Below are 22,129 nucleotides of genomic sequence, written 5' to 3'. Positions count from 1 at the left end.
AAAACGGCCAAGTGATGTCAAGAGAACCTTCTGCCAGTCAGGGGCATCTCGGGCATCTAGGTATCTCATGCATCTCATGCATCCCGGCTATCTCAGGCATCTCTGGCACCCCAGGCATCTCCCTCATCTCTAATTTTCCCATGATTTTTCTTCAAATTATTGCAGTACTCCCAGCTGGATTTTTATGTTAACTTTATACAGAAAGCGCTTTCAACAAGCTTATCGCTAATATCCGGATTTAGCCTGAAGCTAATGTGCAATCAGCTTGGAGCTAATCTCGCAGTTCGCCTAGAGCTCAAAGGTAACCAGCTTGGAGCTGGCTGCCATTCGCCTAGAGCTCATAGGCAACCGGCTTGGAGCTAGCATGCCATTCACCTAGAGCTCAAGAGTAACCAGCCTGGAGCTAGCATGCCATTCGCTTGAAGCAAACATCGCAGCAAGTGAGGTGATGCGATTCATCCCGATTGCAACAGCTCTCGGTGATTTCATGCCGCCAGACACGAAACTTCAAGTAAAGGAGAATGACCATGACAAAACGACTGCTTCCTGTTCTGCTCACCTTAGCAATGGTGTCGAGCCTTCTCTTCTCACTCGCTCCTTCCCAAGCTTCAGCAGCCGATGCAAGCCCGGAGGCTGCAAGCACCAGCACGCTTCAGTCCATCGTTGACGATATGCAGCCTGGCTGGAACCTTGGCAATACGCTGGATGCTGTAGGTGCTGATGAAACCGCATGGGGGAACCCTCGAGTCACCCGCGAGCTGATTCAGCACATTGCTGCCCAGGGATATAAGAGCATCAGAATTCCGGTGACCTGGGATTATCACATCGGGGACGCGCCGAACTATACCGTGAATCCGGCTTACATGGACCGGGTTCAGGAGGTGGTGGACTGGGCGCTTGAGGAAGATCTCTATGTCATGCTGAACGTCCATCATGACTCTTGGCTGTGGATCAGCCATATGGAGAACAACCGTGCTCACGTGGTTGCCCGCTTCAATGCGCTCTGGACACAAATCGCCGATCGCTTTAAAGATCATCCGCATCAGCTGATGTTCGAAAGCGTGAATGAGCCGAGATTCACCGATGGCGGAACGACAGATGAGCATAAGCAATTTCAAATGCTTGATGAACTCAACGTCTCCTTCCATCGCATAGTGCGCAGCTCGGGAAGCCTGAACGCGGACCGGCCGCTGGTGTTGTCTACGCTCGAAGCGTCGCCTACGCAGGAACGTATGGACGAATTGTACAAAACGATGTCCAAACTCAATGACGACCATCTGATTGCAACTGTGCATTTCTACGGCTTCTGGCCGTTCAGCGTCAACATTGCCGGGTACACCCATTTCGAAGAGGATACGAAGAACGATATTGATGAAACGTTCCGCAATGTCCATCAGACGTTTACCGCGCGGGGGATCCCTGTCATTCTTGGAGAATACGGACTGCTCGGCTTTGACAGAAACACCGGTGTCATTCAGCAGGGTGAGAAATTGAAATTCTTCGAGTATCTGACGCATGTGGTTCAGGAGAAACAGATTGTGCACATGCTGTGGGATAACGGGCAGCATTTCAACCGTTCTTCTCTGACGTGGAACGACCCCGACTTCTTCCATATAATGAAGGCCGGCTGGAGCGGGCGGTCATCCACCGCGGAAACGGACCTGATCTTTGTCGGGCAAGGAAGCACCCTCCAGGATGTTTCCATGACGCTCAATCTGAATGGAAATCACTTTACTGCGCTCACGCTGGGTGAACAAACGCTGAATGCCGGCTCGGATTATACGATATTCCGTGATCGGCTGACGATCAAAGCCAGTCTGCTCTCAAGGCTCGTTACCCCTGGGCAGTATGGCGTCAACGCCGAGCTGACCGCCAAGTTCAACCAAGGTGCAGACTGGAAGTTCCATGTGATCGTGAATGATCAGCCGCAGCTTCAACCGGCAACCGGGACAACCGAATCCTTCCTTATCCCGGCTTCCTTCCGCGGCGATCAGTTGGCGACGATGGAGGCTGTATATCCGGATGGCAGCAATGCCGGCCCGCAGAACTGGACTTCGTTCAAAGAGTTCGGTTATACCTTCTCCCCTTCCTACGATGATGGAACCATCGAGCTCCATTCGAACTTCTTCAATGAAGTACGGGACGGGGACGTACATCTGAAATTCCATTTCTGGAGCGGTGAAATGCTGGAATACAGCATAACCAAGAACGGAAACCACGTAACCGGAAGTCCGAGATAAGGGTTATATCTATCATATAAAAGCCCTACAAGTGATCTCTATGATCCTTGCAGGGCTTTTCGCGCTGCTGCGCGGGCAGAGCCGGCTCCCGATGGACGGATATGACGCGAGGCATCGCACATATCCATATCAATCGCATGGACTTGAGCGCACAGCAAAGCTTATACCGGCGCCTCGGCCATTTTTCGATAGTGCTGAATGACCCGGGACACCTCATCCATGCTGACGGGCTTGCTGATGTATTCATCCATCCCGAGCGCCAAATATTTCTCCCGATCATTCTTGATGGCGTGGGCCGTCACCGCGACCACAAAGGGAGGCCGGTCCCCTGCTGCCAGCTCCCGGATCTTCTTGGTAGATTCCAGACCATCCAGGTATGGCATTTGGATATCCATGAAAATGATATCGTACGGATAGCGTTTAAATGCCTCGATCGCTTCCTGCCCATTGTCCACCACCGTGGAGTTATAGCCGAGCTTCTCAACCATCTTTTTCAATACGAGCTGGTTCACTTCATTGTCTTCCGCGATTAGAATTTTCAGCGCATTCCCCGATCCAGGCACGCCCTCCAACGTTTCTGCCTCCGGGGTTTCCACAACATCTTCTTCCACCTTGAAGTTTACAGTAAACATAAATACTGATCCCGGATGATCCGGGGATGGCTCGTACCATATTTCTCCGCCCATCAGATGCACCAGCTTCTTGCAGATGGCCAGCCCGAGACCCGTGCCTTCCACATGCCGGGTCATGTAATGATCCACTTGGTAAAACGGCTCGAACAGCTGTGGAGCCTTATGCTCCGGCACGCCAATCCCTGTATCACGCACCGAAAATTGCAGCGTCACCGTATCCTTTTCCTGTGCCAGCAGCTTCACTGTTGTGGTGATTGCGCCGTTTGGCGTAAACTTGATCGCATTGCCAAGCAGATTGATCAGCACCTGCCTCAGCTTCGTAACATCCCCTTCAACGACTTCGGGCACGCAAGGCGATACCGACGTGGTCACTTCAAGATTCTTCTCAAGCGCCTTAGGCAAAATGAGATTGATTGTCTCCGATATGGTGCTGCGCACGCCGAAGATTTCCTCGACCAGCTCGGTTTTGCCAGACTCGATCTTCGAGAAATCCAAAATGTCATTGATGATGTTCAGAAGAGTGGTGCCACTTTTCTTGATGATATCAATATATTCCCGCTGCTCTGGAGACAAATCGGTCTCCAGAATCAGATCCGTCATGCCGATAACTCCGTTCATCGGTGTGCGAATCTCGTGACTCATCATGGCCAGAAATTCACTCTTGGCCTTGTTGGTCTTCTCCGCCGCTTCCTTCTCGATAATGAGCCGTTTCTGCTCCGTCATATCCTTGGCGATGATGTAGTAGCCCACCGTATTTCCATGGATAATGATTGGGGCCAGAGTGGACAGTACTTCGACCATTTTGCCGCTTTTGTGCCTGATCTCGGTAATATCCTGCTCGATCAATGTGTAGTCCTTCGCCGGATTCAGAATGCTCGCCAAGTTCTGCTCCCCGATCAGCTTGGAGATTCTCCTTCCGATCAGCTCCGGAATCTTATAGCCCGTCATCTGCTCTGTCATCTGGTTGCCGTTGATGATGCGACCGTCCAGCCCGAACGAGATGATGGCATCATGGTTATATTTTTTCAAAGAGGTATAACGTTCAATGCTTTCCTGCAGCTTCTGTTCCGCCACCCTGCTGTCGGTAATATCCACCAATTGCGAGATGAAAAACAGCGGCTCGCCGCTCTCCTCATCCCGGACCAGGGAGACATGAACAGCCGCCCAGATGTTATTGCCATTCTTATGATGGTATTGCCGCTCCGTCTCGAATTTGTCTGTCCCTTGGCTCATCATCTCAACCAATTCTTCCAAGTTGTCGAGCCTGTCGGACAATATAAAATCCGTTGCCGGAAGGGCCGTAAGCTCCGCCTGGGTGTAGCCTAAAATTTTGCAAGCAGCCGGATTGACATCAATCCAGTTCCCATCAATCGCAACCAAAGCGATGCCAATGGGCGCATTTTTATATACATGCTCGAACAATCCCTGATTGCCAAATACACTGATATTGCTCATGCTAATGTTCACACCTCCTGCTATCGCCTATTATACCTTAACTTATTTTATGATGAGGGATGAAAATCGGCGTACCCCCCATCCAACATTTGTGAATTCAAACCAACCGATAAATTTAGCACATCTTATGTATTTTAAACCGGTTCAGCGGTTTGGAAACAGGTTTGTCTGATTCTTTTTTCCTAAATACGCACATTTATAGCTCCAGCTTATATCCGGTCAGATGCGCATTGCCGGACAGTATGCCCCGGGCCCTCGCCCGTATGCGATCGTCAGCCGGTACAGCCCCGGTTCTGTGCAGCAGCACCCACCGGAGACATGCCAGCGCTTCCCAGCCTTCAAGATGCTCCGCTGGCAGGGGAAACGCCGATAAATACGCCGCCCGAAATGAAGTGGCCAGACACTCGGAAATGTAGATTCTTGTCAGCAGGAGAGACCAGGCATAATCATACCCCGCCTCGCCCAGACGCGCGTTCGTCCAATCGATCACGGTGAACCTGCCATCTTGCTCAAGAATGTTGCGGATATGGAAATCGCCATGAATGATATGTCCGTGACCCACCGGGGTCGTCATAAGTACAGTTCTCAGTGCCCGATCCAGGTCCGGATGCTCATGAATCGCAGGGAAGAAATAATTCACATCATCGTTTGCAGGTAACCGCAGCTTAAGGTCAGGTGCGGCTTGCATATGATGCAGGCTTGAGAGCATATGCGCGAGCCGGGTCATGGTCGCTGTATTGACTTTAGTCAGCTCAGTACCGTCATAGGTGGTCAGCAAAGCGGAAGCTCCGTTCGGATCACGCCCCCAGCCCAGCGGCCGGGATACCGGCAGCCCTTGCTCATGCAGCATAAGCAGCAACTGGTACTGGAGTCCGACATCAGGTCTTGAATGGCGATTCCACAGCTTGAGCACAGCGCTCTGCTGCCGGGAGCTTAGCTTATAGACCTCCGCCTCCATCCCATGCGTCATAGCCTCTACTGTCATGTCCTCCTGTCGAAAATCCCGCATTCGATCATCCTGTTCAATCCACGCAATCGCGTCAAACCAATTCTCCAACTGAAGTCATCCTCCTTCTATAAGATCGTTACGGGGTTATCGTGAACTTACGTCAGAGCCAAAACATGATACACTTGATTCATATAAGAATACGCCGGGGAGCGGACAGCAACATAGCAGGAGGTGCACCGGACCGATGAATAAGTAAGAAGCAGACGCCATGAACAATGAACTATCATGAGGGAGTTGAAAGAAAGATGACCGTTCAACATATCATACAGCAAGTCACCAAAGAGCTGGCAGACATCCCCGGCATCGTTGGCATCGTTCTCGGAGGTTCCAGGGCGAGAGGCACATCGCATGAACATTCCGATATCGATATCGGCATCTATTATGATGAATCGGCAGGATTTGATCTGCAGCAAGTAAACATCGCGGCTACCCGGCTTGATGACCAGCACAGAGAGAAGCTGGTTGCCGCGCCTGGCGAGTGGGGAGCCTGGGTGAATGGCGGCGCCTGGCTCATCGTCCAAGGCTATCACGTCGATCTCTTGTTCCGGGATATTCACAGAGTGAAGAAGGTTATGGAGGACTGCCGATCCGGCAACGTATCGAGCCATTATCACACCGGGCATCCCCATGCTTATCTGAACGTGATGTATATGGGCGAGGTCGCTGCCTGCCGCATATTAAGCGACCCCGACGGGGAAATCGCCAGGCTGAAGGCGCAGACCCTTCCGTATCCGAAGCCGCTGAAGGATGCGATCACCGGCTTTTTCATGTTCGAGGCTTCGTTCTCTCATCGCTTTGCCGAGAAGAATATGGATAAGGATGACCTGTCCTACGTGGCAGGCCACTGCTTCCGCAGCATCTCCTGTCTGAATCAGGTGCTGTTTGCCCTCAATGAAGAATACTGCATCAATGAAAAGAAGGCGGTGCGCATGATCGACGGATTCGCCAACCGACCTGCGGACTACAAGCGCAGGGTGGACCATCTCTTCAGCCTGCTATCGACGAACCCCGAGAACACCGGGCAGGCGATCAAGCTGCTGGAGGATCTGGTGGGTGAAACGGGAGCGCTGCTCGGCGAAGTCCAGAATTAGCGCGAGCATATAGGCGAGCATGGAGTTCGAGCGAGCATTGGAGCCTGGCATTTGCCAAATTAGCCAGATGCTCCAGATTTGCCGCTCCAGCTGTGCTGGAGCAGCATGAGGGGACCTGCGGGTCCCCTTTTTTCCACCCACGTTACTTCCCAGCCGTTAAGCTTACAATCTGGTCCAGGGAATCCGGAATCCCGCCGCTGGAGTAATACCGGACAGCCTTGCCCTGTTGCTTGGCATACTCGATCTCTCGTCTGGTGCTGTCGCCGATATATCCCCCGACATCGATCACGTAGATTTCATCAGACCGATCTATTTTTCGAAAATGGAGCTCTCCCAGCAGCTCCGCCTGCTCACAGGTAATCTCGAAGCCTTCGCTCTGCTCGAAAAACGCCAGTCCGAACACAAGATGGCCTTGCAGCGTCAGAAACGCGTTCGCCAGGTCGAATTGCGGTTTGAACTTCGTGGAGCCGCATAAGGTGATCACCTTCATCGTAACCCTTCCTTCTATCTTAATCTCGTTACGTTCCATTTCGCTATGAGAAGCATTATAATGGAACTCCAGAAGCAATTCTATTGTTTTTTTGGGCATGGAAGCAGCCCCCAGTACACGGGTGGAAGGGAGATCGATATGCTGAATCATTATCACGTCATTCTGTTTGACCTCGACGGCACGTTGACTGACCCCAAGGCAGGGATTACGAGATGTGTTCAATATGCGCTGGAGAACATGGGGATCATCGAGCCCGATCTGGACCAGCTTGAAGGCTTTATCGGCCCGCCGCTGCAGGAGTCCTTCTCCACGATGTATGCTTTTGACGCCGACCAGACCAGCCAGGCTGTAGCCTATTATCGCGAACGATTCCAGGCGACCGGCATGTATGAGAATGAACTTTACCCTCTGATTCCCGAGCTGCTGGCAGAGCTTAAGGAACGCGGCAAGGTGCTGGCCGTGGCGACCTCGAAGCCTACGGTATTCTCCGAAAAAATATTGCAGCATTTCCACCTCGACGCCTATTTCGACGTTGTGGTCGGCAGCAATCTGGACGGCACTCGATCGGCCAAAGCCGAAATTATCCAAACGATATTAGATCAATATCCGGAGTATGACAGACAGCATTTCGTGATGATTGGCGACCGAAAGCACGACTTGATCGGGGCGAACCGGACCGGCATCGATGCGATTGGCGTCACCTATGGCTATGGATCAATCGAGGAACTGAGGAGCGAGAATCCGGCCCACATCGTACATAGTGTCGAGCAATTAATGCACCTGCTGGCCGAGGCCGCCCCCAAGGGGCTGGAGACTCAACGTGGACAGTAGGTACCGGTTCCTGGAGGAATATTCGATCAACCACTGGCCGTCCTTATCCACGCTTATGTTCGACGGATGGGTGCTTCGTTTCGCGGACGGTTATACCAGACGGGCCAACTCTATCAGTCCTCTATATCCCGCTGGCCGGGGAGCCGGCGCGGAGACAAGCATGGACGTAATCGAGAAAATTCGCCATTGCGAGCGCATATATGCGGAGAACCGGCTGCCGACTATTTTTAAAATCACACCCGGGGTGCATCCGGCTCATCTGGATCGCGTCTTGGAGGAGCGGGGTTACTCGTTAGCGGATACATGCTGTGTCCTAACGTTGCATTGGGAGCAGCTGCCAGAGCCTGAACCTGCTGCTGTCACCATCGATGAGGGTGATGGATCGGAATGGATGGCGCATTTCTGCGCTATCAGCGGCGTAACAGACCGGGATACACAGATCCTGACCCGAATGCTGGCGAATATGAAAGCGAGAAAAGGATTGATTTCACTGTCCCACGAGGGACAGGTCGTCGCCTGCGGTCTCGGTGTACTGGAAGGCGATTACATCGGTCTATACAATATTGTGACGGCACCAAGCTATCGAAACCAAGGGTTCGGCAAGCAGCTAATCCTGAATCTGTTAAGATGGGGGCAGGAGCACGGGGCCAGACACAGCTACTTGCAAGTCGTATGCAGCAATGCTCCGGCGCTCAGGCTGTATGGCAAGCTCGGGTACACCGAGACTTACCGGTATTGGTACAGAGTGAAGGAAAACTTGAATATAGGATAAAAAAGAGGATGTTCCCAAGCCGCCCATGCGGCCTGGGAACATCCTCTTCTTATGTTATCGTATGCATGCTCACGCACATAGCTGCTGCGAATCGATGAAATTCGGATTGCCATTAAACCGTATTGCTCGCGCTATTTCCGCTTCAGCTTGCTGCTCCTTGACATCAGGAACAGCAGATACGGCGCCCCGATCAGCGCGGTCACGATGCCCGAAGGCAGCTCCTTCGGAATGATGACGACGCGGCCGATCCAGTCGGCCGCAGCCAGCAGTATGCCGCCGAGCAGTGCGGCAATGAGCATCGACCGCCGGTGGTTCGGGCCGACCAGCATTCTGGCCGCATGCGGCGCCAGAAGTCCGATGAAGCCCACCGAGCCGACATTGGCGGCAGCGATCGAGGCGAGCAGCACGGCGATGATGGCGACATACAGGCGCGCATTGCGCACATGCAGGCCGAGGCCGGTAGAGCTCTCCTCGCTAAAGGCAAGCAGGTCCACCCTGCGGCCAAGCCATAGGGCAATCGGCAGCAGAATGAGAAGGGTGGGCACGATCCGCTGCACCTCGGTCCAGGTCCGATTGTAGGTGCTGCCCGCCATCCAGGATAGCGCTGGCGCGACGTCCACCTTCGCATGAATAATCATCAGGTTGATGATGGCGGAACCGAGCGCGGCTACAGCGATGCCGACCAGAGTCAGGATGGTCGGATGCAGCCCCCTTCTCCAGGAGACTGCGTACACCAGGGCCGAGGCGGCGATGCCTCCGAGCACCGCGCCCACCGGCACCCAGGCTGCCGACAGCTGCGGGAAGCCGACCATCAGCAGCAGCGCGCCCGCCCCAGCCCCGCTGGTCACACCTACGACCTGCGGATCGCCGAGCGGGTTGCGGACGGCCTGCTGCAGCAAGCTTCCGCTAATGGCAATCGCCATGCCGGACAGCCCTGCCGTCAGCAATCTTGGCAATCGGAAGTCCAGCAAGATCTGGCGGTACATCGCTTCCCCGCCACCGGTCAGAACCGCAACCACTTCCGATAGCGGAATGCGCAGGCTGCCGCTCATCAGGCTGAGGATCCAGATGATCACCAGCAGGGTGCCGAACAGCGCTACCAACACCGGATAAGGCACACGCCGTAAACTTCCGCCCATCATCATGGAGCCTCCAGAGCTTCTCGGGCTTCCGATCATCGAGCGGGATACGCGCAGCGCCAGCCAGATCAGGCAGGGTGCCCCGAGCATGGCCGTAATGGCTCCAACCGGCAGCTCGCCATAAGCGTTCACGAACATGCGGGCCACCGTATCCGCTCCCACGAGCAGCGCGGAACCCCATAGCGCGGCCAGCGGGATCAGTCCGCCGTGACGGATGACACCGGACAGACGGACGAGATGGGGAGCAATCAGGCCGATGAACCCAATCGGCCCGACAACACTCACCGTCACGCATGCCAGCACGATCGCTGCGCCCATCGCCAGCAAGCGGGCGGTGCCCACCTTTTGCCCAAGCGAGCGGGCGGACTCCTCATTCAGCAGCAGAATGTCCCATTGGCGAACTGCCACATACAGCACGAGCAGGCCGCCGACAATCCATGGCCAGGAGAAAGCGACACCATCCCAGTCATTCTGGATCAAGGAGCCGGAGCCCCACAGAAAAATGCCCTGCGTTGTCTGCTGATTCAGCAGCACGAGCGCACTTGTCACGGAGGAAAGCACCAGCGTCACAATCATGCCGGACAGGGCAATCCGCAGCGGCGAACCGGAGGACCTCCCCGCCAGCGCATACACAGCGACCGCTGCGAGCGTCCCACCGGCAACGGCCAAAGGAAGCGCGTATTGATGCAGCAGTCCCGGCCAGAAGATCAGACCGACCACTACCGCGAGATAAGCGCCCGCATTGACGCCAAGCGTTGTCTCCGATGCCAGCGGGTTGCGCGTGACGGTCTGCATCAGCACACCCGATACCGCCAGTGCCGCTCCTGCCAGCAGCCCCATGACCGTTCGCGGAAGGCGAACGCTGCGGATCATATGGTGGTCCGCGATGTCCTGCGGGGATACCAGCGCTTGAACTACTGTCTTGACGGAGATATCAGCCAGCCCTTGGGTCAGACTGACAAACGTAAGTACGATCAGGGATAGAAGGCCCAGAACCAGCACCCATAACGGCTTCCAGCCCCTCCAACCTGTAGAGGCGGGCGGGGCCGGATGGATGCTCGGCGGCTGAGCGCCTTGAGCCGGATGCTGAGCGGAACTCATTGCGCGAGCAGGTCAGCTGTCTTCTGCGCCATAAGCTGGGCGGACAGCGGGCCGCCGTATGGCCACATGTCCCCGCCAAGCGCGTAGACGCGGTCTTCTTTTACAAAATTCAGACCTTTCCACACCGGATTGTCTTTCAGCTGATTGTCGATAATGTTGTCGGTCTCCTGGATAATATGCAGGAAATTCGCATCCTGAAGTGCCGGCAATGCCTCCACATCCGTCGTTGTGAAGCCGTATATTTCGAATTGATTCGCTTTATACGCGTTGGTCAGGCCGATATGCTCCAGCGTTTTGATGGCGAGCGCATTGTCCGTGGAGATCCGGAATGTCACCGCATTCTGGTTGCTGTACCCCATCGCAAGCACGATCGGACGCTCGGTCATACCGGCCGCCTCCAGCTTGGCCTTGGCATCCGCGTACGTCTCTTCCAGGCTGCTCAGCACTTGCTCAGCCTCCTCCTGCTTGCCAATCGCATCGGCAATGGTCTTGAAGGTATTGATCATTTCGTCATACTGATCGCCTTCCCCTTCGCCCGGATAGGGATCAAATATCAGAGTTGGCGCGATGCTCTTGAGGGCATCATAGTTCGCTTCCGCCGTCGACTTCACGCCGATGATCAGATCCGGCTTCAAGGAAGCGATGATCTCCAGGTTCGGCTCCTGACGCAGACCGATGTCGGTTACCTCCGGCCCGATCTCAACCGGGATGTTCACCCATTTGTTCATGCCTTCAATATCGGCGATGCCGACAGGCTGTACCCCAAGCGCCAGCACATCCTCGGCGTACACCCACTCCAGCGCGACGATACGCTCCGGCACGCCGGTGATTTCCGTCTCTCCAAGCGCATGCTCAAACTTGCGGGTCTGCGGGCTGTTATTCGCATTGTCCCCGCCTTGACCCGTCTCTCCCGCATTCGAAGCAGACTCATTCGCTCCGGAATTGGCTGCAGGACTCGTTCCCCCGGCTCCTCCGCCGCAGCCGGCCAGAACCACTGCAAATATGAATAAAATCATTACTAAACTCTTGGCATTACGCACTGTGTTTCTCCCCCTCGATTCTTCCTATGTATTGTGATCCATGAATGATGTCATCATTGCAATCATTGACGTCAATAAAAATGATAATCATTCTCAATTGTATTGTCAATAGAATTATAGCGAGCGGTGAAAATTTTGCCTGCCCTTGCTTCGGAACCGTGATATAAAAAGGCTGCCGCTAGCGCAACAGCCGTTCGTGCTCGCCTTCGTGCATGCGAACATGAAGCTGGTTGTCTTTCTTTACCTTCACCTCATATTGCAGCTTCAAATGTTCAATGGAATGACATTTTCCCCGGGTGATCAAGGATAACGCACAAAAAAACAGCCAGCCGACATAGTTCAGCCCTGCGTCCTCATGAGGACGGATAATACGGATTCGCTTCATATTCTCGCCTCCTCTAATTTATTCGTTACGTATCTCTTGATCCGAAATCGAAAGAGCCGTTAAGGACCGTTACGACTCTATAATTATGTTCCGCCATCCTGCTCCAGAAGCCTGTCTCTTTCCTCAGCGTTGGGATAGAGGGCATGAAATACAGGCACTCCCGCTCCTTCTTCATCATCATGCTGCCAAAGAATGGTCAACCACTCTTCAAAGCTTGGCAGGGTTGTAACGATCGCCTTCGAACGCTGGCTTATAAAACCGAGCCTGTACTCGTCATTCGGAATCCCCTCTTCATATATGAACACCCAATGGTCATTGGATAACCCAACCGCATCGAACATCGTGAAGGACACAAGCCGACTGGCCTCCACCTTCTCTGTTAATCCGGCGACAGCTACTTGCTCGGGGAGGTCTGGCAGGATAACCTTCGTCATACAGATCTCCCCGCAAGGGGACTCGCTGCTGCACCCTCCTACCGGCTCGCTGTCCAGCAGAAACATCCCGTTAGAAAGCTCGCTCAGAAACATGCGGAACGATTGCGGCAGCGGCACGCCCAATCTTCCTTCCAGCTCTGTAATCTCTCGACTGCTATTCCGTGCACACCGGTCCACGTCAGGATAACGGGCATTGAATTGGCGGATAAAATCTTTAACATTCATGGCGTCGATCCCCCTATAAGGCAGTCTTCCTGATCCGTCTCGACTCCTTAATCCCACTCCCTCGATCATACTATATATCTGAGAATATTGTTATATATTGACATTTGAATTCGCTTTCATATAAAATGAACAAGAACACATCACTATACTTACATACAAGCTAAGGGCTATGCATTCCTTACCTTACCCCCGGTATGGAACAACCCCGGTATCTCTATTAGAGACGCCGGGGTTTTTTATGTAGCCGAGATGAAGGAGGTGATCCCCAAAGCGACGGACAGGCCTGTTATCCCCAAGCATTGTATACGATGAGGAGGTATAGTATGAAAAGATTTATGAAACTAACAGCCGTATGGACACTCTGGTTATCCCTCACGCTGGGCCTCTTGAGCCCGGTCCACGCAGCCCCGGATACCTCGGTATCCAACAAGCAGAATTTCAGCACGGATGTCATATATCAGATCTTCACCGACCGGTTCTCGGACGGCAATCCGGCCAACAATCCGACCGGCGCGGCATTTGACGGATCATGTACGAATCTTCGCTTATACTGCGGCGGCGACTGGCAAGGCATCATCAACAAAATCAACGACGGTTATTTGACCGGCATGGGCATTACGGCCATCTGGATTTCACAGCCTGTCGAGAATATCTACAGCGTGATCAACTACTCCGGCGTCAATAATACGGCTTATCACGGCTACTGGGCCCGGGACTTCAAGAAGACCAATCCGGCCTACGGAACGATGCAGGACTTCAAAAACCTGATCGACACCGCGCATGCGCATAACATAAAAGTCATCATCGACTTTGCACCGAACCATACATCTCCGGCTTCTTCGGATGATCCTTCCTTTGCAGAGAACGGCCGCTTGTACGATAACGGCAATCTGCTGGGCGGATACACCAACGATACCCAAAATCTGTTCCACCATTATGGCGGCACGGATTTCTCCACCATTGAGAACGGCATTTATAAAAACCTGTACGATCTGGCTGACCTGAATCATAACAACAGCAGCGTCGATGTGTATCTGAAGGATGCCATCAAAATGTGGCTCGACCTCGGGGTTGACGGCATTCGCGTGGACGCGGTCAAGCATATGCCATTCGGCTGGCAGAAGAGCTTTATGTCCACCATTAACAACTACAAGCCGGTCTTCACCTTCGGCGAATGGTTCCTAGGCGTCAATGAGATTAGTCCGGAATACCATCAATTCGCTAACGAGTCCGGGATGAGCCTGCTCGATTTCCGCTTTGCCCAGAAGGCTCGGCAAGTGTTCAGGGACAACACCGACAATATGTACGGCCTGAAGGCGATGCTGGAGGGCTCTGAAGTAGACTATGCCCAGGTGAATGACCAGGTGACCTTCATCGACAATCATGACATGGAGCGTTTCCACACCAGCAATGGCGACAGACGGAAGCTGGAGCAGGCGCTGGCCTTTACCCTGACCTCACGCGGTGTGCCTGCCATCTATTACGGCAGCGAGCAGTATATGTCTGGCGGGAATGATCCGGACAACCGTGCACGGATCCCTTCCTTCTCCACGACGACGACCGCATATCAAGTCATCCAAAAGCTCGCTCCGCTCCGCAAATCCAACCCGGCCATCGCTTACGGTTCCACACAGGAGCGCTGGATCAACAACGATGTGATCATCTATGAACGCAAATTCGGCAATAACGTGGCCGTTGTTGCCATTAACCGCAATATGAACACACCGGCTTCGATTACCGGCCTTGTCACTTCCCTCCCGCAGGGCAGCTATAACGATGTGCTCGGCGGAATTCTGAACGGCAATACGCTAACCGTGGGTGCTGGCGGTGCAGCTTCCAACTTTACTTTGGCTCCTGGCGGCACTGCTGTATGGCAGTACACAACCGATGCCACAGCTCCGATCATCGGCAATGTCGGCCCGATGATGGCCAAGCCAGGGGTCACGATTACGATTGACGGCCGCGGCTTCGGCTCCGGCAAGGGAACGGTTTACTTCGGTACAACGGCAGTCACTGGCGCGGACATCGTAGCTTGGGAAGATACACAAATCCAGGTGAAAATCCCTGCGGTCCCTGGCGGCATCTATGATATCAGAGTTGCCAACGCAGCCGGAGCAGCCAGCAACATCTACGACAATTTCGAGGTGCTGACCGGAGACCAGGTCACCGTTCGGTTCGTAATCAACAATGCCACAACGGCGCTGGGACAGAATGTGTTCCTCACGGGCAATGTCAGCGAGCTGGGCAACTGGGATCCGAACAACGCGATCGGCCCGATGTATAATCAGGTCGTCTACCAATACCCGACTTGGTATTATGATGTCAGCGTTCCGGCAGGCCAAACGATTGAATTTAAATTCCTGAAAAAGCAAGGCTCCACCGTCACATGGGAAGGCGGCGCGAATCGCACCTTCACCACCCCAACCAGCGGCACGGCAACGGTGAATGTGAACTGGCAGCCTTAATAGTCACTTGCAAGGTAAGCAAGCGGCTCCGGGTAGAGGCACGGGGCCGCTTGTTACGTTATGTGGGGAAGGGTGCTGTAGAGTCTTGCCTCCACACGCACGATTCTTAAGGTGTATTCACTGACCATAGAAGTACCCCCAGGATTTATCGATAAAATAAATGGAGACTCCTGCATTTCATCCCTTATAATTGATTAGAAAGGCCCGTTTTTAAGTGTGTATATATTTTATCGTGACGGCATGGTTCTTTAGATGACTACACATTAGACATCAATGAAGAAGGAGAACTTATAGTTGATCATAAGAAATATAAAATCCAAGATAATGGAAGCTATGTTTTTGAGATATTATACTCCGCGTTAACCAAGATAAGTGAAGAATGATCTTAGAAATACCATGAGGTGAACCCTGTGAAGAAGACGGTATGGCTTGTTATTATGGCGTTATGGCTGACAGTAGGATGCAGCAGCTCTAATAGAGAGGCGGCTATGGATTACTTTCTCTCGGATTCCAGCGATACCTATGTGATTCACTTATTTTACGAAGAGCGAACCCCGCTCGATATGGAGCTGCTTGACTATATGAACTCAAGCGATGAATTGCTGACCGTGATTAAAGGCATCCAGGTGTATGATGTGACGAGAGTGGATAACGAGAAAAGAGCCAAAAAAATAAAGGTCAAGAAATTCCCGACCATGTTAGTGACGAATGATAAAGAGATTGTTGTAGACACGCAGGATATTGAGGAGGTTAAGGCGTTTTTTGATCAGATCTTCCGCGCCAAGTAAAGATCACGGCCCCCCATCGGCTGCCGGGCAGCGGACAGGCGCACAAGCACATAGGGGGCGTTGCGATAATGATCCGTGATGTAGTAGACAGCGGGATTGAGCTGCATGAAGAAGTCCCGAATGACCATAACAACATGCAGCATCCCTCCATGCAACGGGGATTCGTTCATATCGGATAACAATCGAACACAGATACCATTTACTTTAACCCTTGCCCTGTTGCCCGAATTTTAATTTTTCTTTTCATAAAAATGGCCACTTCTCCATCTGATACATCATCGTTCGTGTAATAGGATAGATCAATTCCTTCTATTTCAAATCCACATTTTCTATAGAACCTTATCGCATTTACATTGGTATTCTGCGTTTCCAGGTTGATAGCTCGGATTCCGTTTCCCTCTGCAAGACGTACTAATTCTTCCATCAACTGTCGACCCACAGACATTCTTCTATAGTCTTCTGCAACTTGAAAATGCCAAATCAATACGGTATTATTCCACTTTACCTCCTCAGCTATGACTACACCAATTAATGATGTGCCTATATAGGCTCCTAATGAATATCCCTGGGGAGCAATCCTGCTATAAAGCTCCCAATCATCTTCACTGGCTGTGTATGCTTTATGATACGGTTCTTCAAGTTCAACCAGCTGAATGTCGATTATGGTTCGACGCTGCGGATGCATCCTAACGTTTAATAAACACAATCTTCACACCGACGACCTGATCCTGGGCATTAACCGCCTTATACACGCCGTACGCCCCGTCACCTATGCCGCTGCGCGAGACGGCCCCTCCATCCAGCACGCCGGCCTCTTCCCCGCTCTCGGTCATATCACAACAAGCGTAATACCAATCAGAGTCTGTATCGGAGCTGCCCGGTGCTGCTCCTGCATCCGGAATCCGGTACTTGCGAATATCAAAAATCCCCGCCTGCCCGCTATCCACCCCAACGACAAACGGACATTTGATCCATTCCAGATATTCGCCCTGTTCGGCAACAGATGGATGATATGCCGTCAGCTTGGCGTTAGCCTCGCCCCAGTCCGGGAGCTCGATCTTCTCCACCTCTGCGGACCACATGCCGTTCAGCACAGGCTCCACCGTACCTATGATCACGTTGCTTGTCGTCTCCAAATCATAGCAAGGATCGGCCACTACCAGTTGACCGGAATTCACTTCGAAATTACCCAGTTGAATGATCAACGAGGATACCTCCATTCACAATGTTGTTGTACATCTATTCTAGCATGCATCGAAGGCATCGGATCAGCTTATTGAATACGCAAGGAAAATAGCCATGCTGCTTATGTACCAGATTTCTGTTGTAAGGCATTGACCACGGGTGTATTCGTACAGTAAATTACTTATATACGTCATTTCCTGAATATGGAACACGTCTTGGAGGGTGAGTGTGATGGTGCCTACCGACTTCACGATCAGCACAGCGCTTTTACGATATATGGAGGAGAATCATGTGAGCATCTCTGCCTTTGCCGCATTATCGGGAGTGAACTCGGGAACGCTCAGCCGATTCCTTCATGCACAGCTGCAGCTGTCTGTAGCAAGCCTGGACGCGATTACGCGCGCGATGGGCCTTGAGGAAGGGCACTTCTATGCGGCGTATGTACAAGAATCCACGGCCAACTGGAGAAGGCTCGGTCCTTATATCATCCGCTGTGCTGAAATAGGCAAGCTCGATTGTATCGAGCAGGCGGCAGGTATGCTGACAGAGCATCTGAGTTACTCCGATCAGCTATTTGATTGTGCAGAGGAACTGTATCATCAAGGATATGCCGAAGCTGCCCTCATCCTCTACACAAAAGTTGCCGAAAGTGAAAAATATCAGCATTCGGAACGCTTGAGCTGGTGCCAGTATCGAATATTCACGTCCTCCTTAAATGCCGATCAGGAGCATAACCTGAACTGTGCCATTCAATTTGAGCCCTATGTCCGGCGGCTTCCGGAGGCTCTGCAATTGGACGGTCTGAAGGACCTGGCGAATATTCTGCTGTCTTTACGTAAGTGGGACAAGGCACGAGGGTACGCGCAGGAAATGGGACGCATCGCTAGAATGCGGTATAACGCCAAGCATCATGCTTCCAAGACGAAGAGAAGCGTGATCGAGCCGGCGAAGCCGTTATTTGGTTATATTTTATACTCGGACCTGATTCTAGGTTCTATTGCCGCCGAGCATGCCGATTATGAGCTGGCTCTGGAGTACGTATCCCGCTACGAGGAGCACAGCTGGGTTGTAGAAGGTGATGAGGCTGCCGAAGACACCAAGCAGCAGTTTAAGGTGTGGGCGACGGCCAACCGCTATCTGTATCAGTTGATGATGGGAAAAGTAGAGGTGCTCGATGCCTACATGGCGTACATCTCTTCCCATGAGAACGAAATTCTTCGTGCTCTATTCAACATTGTCCAGGCTGCCAATAGGTATCAGTTTGAGATTGAGAGATATCTTGAGCCGAATGAACATCTTATCGCAGCGTTTCTTCAGGACAAAAGCGCCACCGGAACCTATACCGGCCAGATGATCGATGACGGCTTTGCCATTTTTCTGGCGGATGTCGGGGAGTATTATTTGCGACAGCAGAACACCTCGAAAGGCATCGGGTATTTATTAGACGCATTAGAGGTCTCCTATCAAATCCGCAATCCTGTCAACGTTATGAGATGTAAGACGATCCTGGAGCATCTTCGGTCCAAGTTAAGTCATGCCGATCTGGAGCGATATGAAGCGATACGACAAAGCCGCAGAAGCAGCGGAATGCTTGTGATTTAATCCATTTCTACATTTTCAGATGACAATGGGATTGCAACTTGAAGTTGAATTGTTTATTATGGATAACATAGATCTATAATAAAGACACCGCCGAGAAGAAAGGTGAAAAATCGCAGCCGTTCTTGAAAAGTACGGATTAATGATGATGTCAGCAAGTTCAGCCTTTTCGCGCCTCAATAATGGATATTGTAGATCTATAATTATAACGAATAAACAATTGGAGGCGACAACATGAATGAATTTTTTAATGCAGCTATATGGGAAAAAGCTTGGAAAAACGACGCCAACACCGTGATAAGCAAAATGAGAAAGGCCGGCATTGATCCTTCCAGATCTTTCGATCAGAAGGCCGAGGCATTCAACGAGCAATCGTTTAACGAAGAGGGACGGAAGCGGTCCAGGAGAATCATCAATTGGCTGGAAGGACAGGGCGTGCGGTTCGAGCATGCCTCAGTGTTGGATATCGGCGCCGCCTCGGGCGTGTTCACCGTGCCGTTTGCAGAGCGTGGAGCTGCGGTAACGGCCATTGAGACCTCCCCTCCGCTGATCGAATTGCTGGACTACAACATCGCGCATCTGACCAAACATCAAGTCAAGATTGTACCCGAGAGATTCGAGGATATCGACGTCGCGGCAAGAGGCTGGAATCAGGCATTCGATCTCGTCTTTGTCTCCATGTGTCCGGTTGTCCATGATTGGGATAGCGTGAACAAGATCCTCCAATGCGCCCGACAGTTCTGTTATATCAGCATGCCGGTAAATACGCACGAGCATAGCCTGGTGAATGAGATCTGGCCGCTCGTCACCGATCAGCCCCTCCATTCGAAACCTACGGAAATGGCATACTTGCTGCATCTGCTGTATTTGAAAGGTTACGCTTACGAATCGCTGATTACACGGGAAACGAAATCAAAGGAACTCTCCGCAGAAGAGGCGCTGGAAGAAGCGATAACTTGGCTTCGTCATCATCGACTGCCTGTGGATGAGCGGAAGCGAAAGATCATTGCCGACTATCTGGAGCAAGCCTATCCGTCTGGCAAGGTTGTTATCCAGGAAGGCGGACGATTCGGCAAAGTACTGATTCGATTGCAGGATCAGAACATGTACACCCGAGAGAACTGAGTGCTTATCGCGAAATTACTGAAGGACCGTTAAGCCCGAATCCCTTATTATCCGTGTGGATACTGCACAGGTTGTTAAACGCCTGACGGGTATCCACACGTTCTCTTCATGACTCGCCATGAGCTTTAGCCTATCGTAACTGCCCTCTATGAAAAGTCCTTTTTATATTGTATGGCCATGTAAACTCCACCAGCTAAAAAGCCCAGCGAATATTTGAACAAGAAAAAGATGTTCCACATATACTCTTTGGGAAAAATCATGTCACATAGAATAATGGCCCACAGCATACAGTAACTGCTTTTCAAAAAGATTTTATTTGTCCGTTCGTCGTCTTGCCCAATCATCTTATGAAATACATAGACAAAAATCATACTACCAATAAGCAGTAATCCACCCACACCAATGAGAATATTCCAATTTCCCGGAGATTGTTCAGCCCAGGACTTTAAAGGTAAAAAAATTGCGTCGTGGATATCTGAGAAAAACTTACTTATCATTTTGATCATTTCCTTTCACGTAACTAAAAATATCGTTTACATCAACATTAAAAAACTCCGCAATTCGAAAAGCTAACAGCAGCGTCGGAACATAATTTCCTTTTTCCATGACGAAGATGGTTTGTTTGGAAACTCCGACCTTCTCAGCTAATTCTTGCTGAGACATTCTGGCAAGTACACGATATTCATAAACCTTGTTAGATATCGAATCACCAAAATCTTTCTTCATGACCATCACCTCTTGAAACAAATTATAAACTCACTTTTTATAAAAGTAAAGTATACTTATACAAAAGCGTTAAATAACTTTACTTTTGATTGGATTGCTTTGATACAACAAGAGCCCGAATGCAGAAAGAACCTGACGAAATTCATGATTTCGTCAGGTTCGTCAAAGCATTATTGGAGGTATAAAATTCAAGCATTATTGTGCGTACAATCGAAATGGAAAAATTTCAATACAGGTATTACATGGGTTTATTTGTGTTATTGTTGGATAATGGGTTCATTCGGCACTGGGTGTCCCCCCCACCACCAGTCAAGTATTGCTTACCATTATCCATGAATTTTATTTTTTATTACATCTATGTAGCCTTGATACGTCTCCTTCTGTTCATCGAACATCCAAATATCCGCTAAATTTATTAAGTCATTCTTTTCAACATTTTCAATCATTTTATCCAATTTACTCTTATATACTGAAAGTATATCCGAACTAACAGATGATAACTTTTCCATCAATTCCATTGAATCAATATCAGCATAGAACGGTGTATTCTGTTCATCAATCCTCTCAATAATTTCAAACGTCGCTAAATCTGTAAAAACATCCTGTCTAATACAACGGATCAAATCGAAGTTCGATAACTCACACAGACATTTACCTGTAATCTCCAAATGCCACACAGGTAGCGACATATCAGAAAACTTTGTTGCATTTTGTACTACACTTTCATAATCTTCATCAGTCAAATACTCTTTTAATGTCTTTTTTCTATTAATCATATACATTACTCCAATCATTATTTAGGTGGAAACACTCCGCCATGTGGACTAAACATAGTTTCAACTTTTTCCATTGTAGCGTTTACCTCATTCAACTTAGATGTGTAAAGTTGCCGAAGTTCATCATCTAAATTAGGATTTTTAAGCATCCCTTCCCAACTTCTTTTTAAATCAACTAAACCACGATATGCATCAGAAACTTCTTGAGCATGATCATAATAACCTCCACCTGGTTTGGGAACAGGAGCGCCATCTAAGTCTCTCTGTGCTCCTTTTAAATCCATTTCGGTTAAATGCGAGTATGTTCTCTCCTGTTGGTTCAATGTAGCTCTTTGGCTAGTAGTAATTTTAGACTTTGCAACTTCTGATAAATCATCAACACTAGAGATTATCTTACCACCCTTACCCGTCCCCACATCCCCCGACTTCTTACCGTCACCATCACCACTACTATTACCACCACTGTTGCCTCTACTTCCACGATCGCTGCCACCATTACCGCTACCGCTTCCACCACCACTTCCGCCGCCAAGATCATCATGCTTATTATTCCGCGGGCCTCCCCCTCTAAGTCCAGCACGGTTGAGGAGTGCGCCTCCAATGATCATTGCCGACTGTGTG

The 22,129-nt window shown here is 51.0% G+C and carries 22 protein-coding genes; 8 read left to right on the top strand and 14 right to left on the bottom strand.

The window, feature by feature from the left end; translation table 11 throughout:
• Positions 1-527: 527 nt before the first annotated feature.
• Complete coding sequence (locus CHH75_RS19880; RefSeq protein WP_095399016.1) at positions 528-2,240, top strand: cellulase family glycosylhydrolase; 1,713 nt, start codon at positions 528-530, stop codon at positions 2,238-2,240.
• A gap of 161 nt (positions 2,241-2,401) precedes the next feature.
• Here CHH75_RS19880 and CHH75_RS19875 read toward each other — a convergent pair whose 3' ends face one another.
• Positions 2,402-4,327 carry a PAS domain S-box protein gene (locus tag CHH75_RS19875; protein ID WP_095399015.1) on the bottom strand — a complete coding sequence of 642 codons (1,926 nt, stop codon included), beginning with the start codon at positions 4,325-4,327 and terminating at the stop codon, positions 2,402-2,404.
• 196 nt (positions 4,328-4,523) lie between these two features.
• Positions 4,524-5,384 carry a phosphotransferase gene (locus CHH75_RS19870; RefSeq protein WP_095399014.1) on the bottom strand — a complete coding sequence of 287 codons (861 nt, stop codon included), beginning with the start codon at positions 5,382-5,384 and terminating at the stop codon, positions 4,524-4,526.
• Between the two features lie 197 nt (positions 5,385-5,581).
• On the opposite strand from CHH75_RS19870, the gene CHH75_RS19865 reads away from it, so the two are divergent.
• Positions 5,582-6,427, top strand: a complete 846-nt coding sequence (locus CHH75_RS19865; protein ID WP_095399013.1) for a nucleotidyltransferase domain-containing protein — start codon at positions 5,582-5,584, stop codon at positions 6,425-6,427.
• A gap of 142 nt (positions 6,428-6,569) precedes the next feature.
• Here CHH75_RS19865 and CHH75_RS19860 read toward each other — a convergent pair whose 3' ends face one another.
• Positions 6,570-6,917, bottom strand: coding sequence for a hypothetical protein (locus CHH75_RS19860; protein ID WP_095399044.1), 348 nt, complete (start codon positions 6,915-6,917; stop codon positions 6,570-6,572).
• Positions 6,918-7,058: 141 nt separating this feature from the next.
• On the opposite strand from CHH75_RS19860, the gene CHH75_RS19855 reads away from it, so the two are divergent.
• Positions 7,059-7,748: an HAD family hydrolase gene (locus tag CHH75_RS19855; protein ID WP_095399043.1), complete on the top strand. Its 690-nt coding sequence runs from the start codon at positions 7,059-7,061 to the stop codon at positions 7,746-7,748.
• Positions 7,738-8,520, top strand: a complete 783-nt coding sequence (locus CHH75_RS19850) for a GNAT family N-acetyltransferase (protein ID WP_255223082.1) — start codon at positions 7,738-7,740, stop codon at positions 8,518-8,520. Before CHH75_RS19855 ends, CHH75_RS19850 begins: the two co-directional genes overlap by 11 nt.
• A gap of 131 nt (positions 8,521-8,651) precedes the next feature.
• Here CHH75_RS19850 and fhuB read toward each other — a convergent pair whose 3' ends face one another.
• From fhuB to CHH75_RS19830, 4 genes are all read right to left on the bottom strand, one after another.
• A complete protein-coding gene (fhuB, locus tag CHH75_RS19845) occupies positions 8,652-10,760 on the bottom strand; it encodes a Fe(3+)-hydroxamate ABC transporter permease FhuB (protein WP_095399012.1) in 2,109 nt (702 codons plus the stop codon).
• Positions 10,757-11,800, bottom strand: a complete 1,044-nt coding sequence (locus tag CHH75_RS19840) for an ABC transporter substrate-binding protein (protein ID WP_413773630.1) — start codon at positions 11,798-11,800, stop codon at positions 10,757-10,759. The genes fhuB and CHH75_RS19840 overlap by 4 nt, the downstream gene beginning before the upstream one ends.
• Before the next feature lie 178 nt (positions 11,801-11,978).
• Positions 11,979-12,185, bottom strand: coding sequence for a hypothetical protein (locus CHH75_RS19835; protein ID WP_095399011.1), 207 nt, complete (start codon positions 12,183-12,185; stop codon positions 11,979-11,981).
• 83 nt (positions 12,186-12,268) lie between these two features.
• Positions 12,269-12,844, bottom strand: coding sequence for an SMI1/KNR4 family protein (locus CHH75_RS19830; protein WP_095399010.1), 576 nt, complete (start codon positions 12,842-12,844; stop codon positions 12,269-12,271).
• A 323-nt stretch (positions 12,845-13,167) separates the two neighbouring features.
• Here CHH75_RS19830 and CHH75_RS19825 point away from each other — a divergent pair, with 323 nt between their 5' ends.
• Together CHH75_RS19825 and CHH75_RS19820 are read left to right on the top strand one after the other, a co-directional pair.
• Positions 13,168-15,309: an alpha-amylase family glycosyl hydrolase gene (locus tag CHH75_RS19825; protein ID WP_095399009.1), complete on the top strand. Its 2,142-nt coding sequence runs from the start codon at positions 13,168-13,170 to the stop codon at positions 15,307-15,309.
• A gap of 410 nt (positions 15,310-15,719) precedes the next feature.
• Positions 15,720-16,097: a hypothetical protein gene (locus CHH75_RS19820; protein ID WP_095399008.1), complete on the top strand. Its 378-nt coding sequence runs from the start codon at positions 15,720-15,722 to the stop codon at positions 16,095-16,097.
• Here the strand turns inward: CHH75_RS19820 and CHH75_RS24690 are convergent.
• From CHH75_RS24690 to CHH75_RS19810, 3 genes are read right to left on the bottom strand one after another with little or no spacing between them, the layout of a single operon-like run.
• Positions 16,076-16,267 carry a hypothetical protein gene (locus CHH75_RS24690; protein WP_141235869.1) on the bottom strand — a complete coding sequence of 64 codons (192 nt, stop codon included), beginning with the start codon at positions 16,265-16,267 and terminating at the stop codon, positions 16,076-16,078. The genes CHH75_RS19820 and CHH75_RS24690 overlap by 22 nt on opposite strands.
• A 29-nt stretch (positions 16,268-16,296) precedes the next feature.
• Positions 16,297-16,782: a GNAT family N-acetyltransferase gene (locus tag CHH75_RS19815; protein WP_095399007.1), complete on the bottom strand. Its 486-nt coding sequence runs from the start codon at positions 16,780-16,782 to the stop codon at positions 16,297-16,299.
• A 1-nt stretch (position 16,783) separates the two neighbouring features.
• On the bottom strand, positions 16,784-17,302 hold the full coding sequence (locus CHH75_RS19810) for a DUF4241 domain-containing protein (RefSeq protein WP_095267286.1): 519 nt from the start codon (positions 17,300-17,302) through the stop codon (positions 16,784-16,786).
• A gap of 211 nt (positions 17,303-17,513) precedes the next feature.
• On the opposite strand from CHH75_RS19810, the gene CHH75_RS19805 reads away from it, so the two are divergent.
• Together CHH75_RS19805 and CHH75_RS19800 are read left to right on the top strand one after the other, a co-directional pair.
• A complete protein-coding gene (locus CHH75_RS19805) occupies positions 17,514-18,884 on the top strand; it encodes a helix-turn-helix domain-containing protein (protein ID WP_095399006.1) in 1,371 nt (456 codons plus the stop codon).
• 231 nt (positions 18,885-19,115) lie between these two features.
• Complete coding sequence (locus tag CHH75_RS19800; protein WP_095399005.1) at positions 19,116-20,006, top strand: class I SAM-dependent methyltransferase; 891 nt, start codon at positions 19,116-19,118, stop codon at positions 20,004-20,006.
• Positions 20,007-20,152: 146 nt separating this feature from the next.
• Here CHH75_RS19800 and CHH75_RS19795 read toward each other — a convergent pair whose 3' ends face one another.
• The 4 genes from CHH75_RS19795 to CHH75_RS19780 all read right to left on the bottom strand — a co-directional run.
• Complete coding sequence (locus CHH75_RS19795; protein WP_095399004.1) at positions 20,153-20,503, bottom strand: DUF2178 domain-containing protein; 351 nt, start codon at positions 20,501-20,503, stop codon at positions 20,153-20,155.
• Positions 20,493-20,732, bottom strand: a complete 240-nt coding sequence (locus CHH75_RS19790) for a helix-turn-helix transcriptional regulator (protein ID WP_095267282.1) — start codon at positions 20,730-20,732, stop codon at positions 20,493-20,495. The genes CHH75_RS19795 and CHH75_RS19790 overlap by 11 nt, the downstream gene beginning before the upstream one ends.
• Before the next feature lie 326 nt (positions 20,733-21,058).
• On the bottom strand, positions 21,059-21,508 hold the full coding sequence (locus CHH75_RS19785) for a contact-dependent growth inhibition system immunity protein (RefSeq protein ID WP_244908280.1): 450 nt from the start codon (positions 21,506-21,508) through the stop codon (positions 21,059-21,061).
• 17 nt (positions 21,509-21,525) lie between these two features.
• On the bottom strand, positions 21,526-22,129 hold a 604-nt coding region (locus CHH75_RS19780; RefSeq protein WP_255223081.1), incomplete at its 5' end, for a polymorphic toxin type 28 domain-containing protein.

The organism is Paenibacillus sp. 7541, from assembly GCF_002276395.1.
GTDB lineage: Bacteria > Bacillota > Bacilli > Paenibacillales > Paenibacillaceae > Paenibacillus_AQ > Paenibacillus_AQ campinasensis.
Note: the sequence above shows the minus strand (reverse complement) of the source record. Positions and strands in the feature narration are given on the sequence as shown.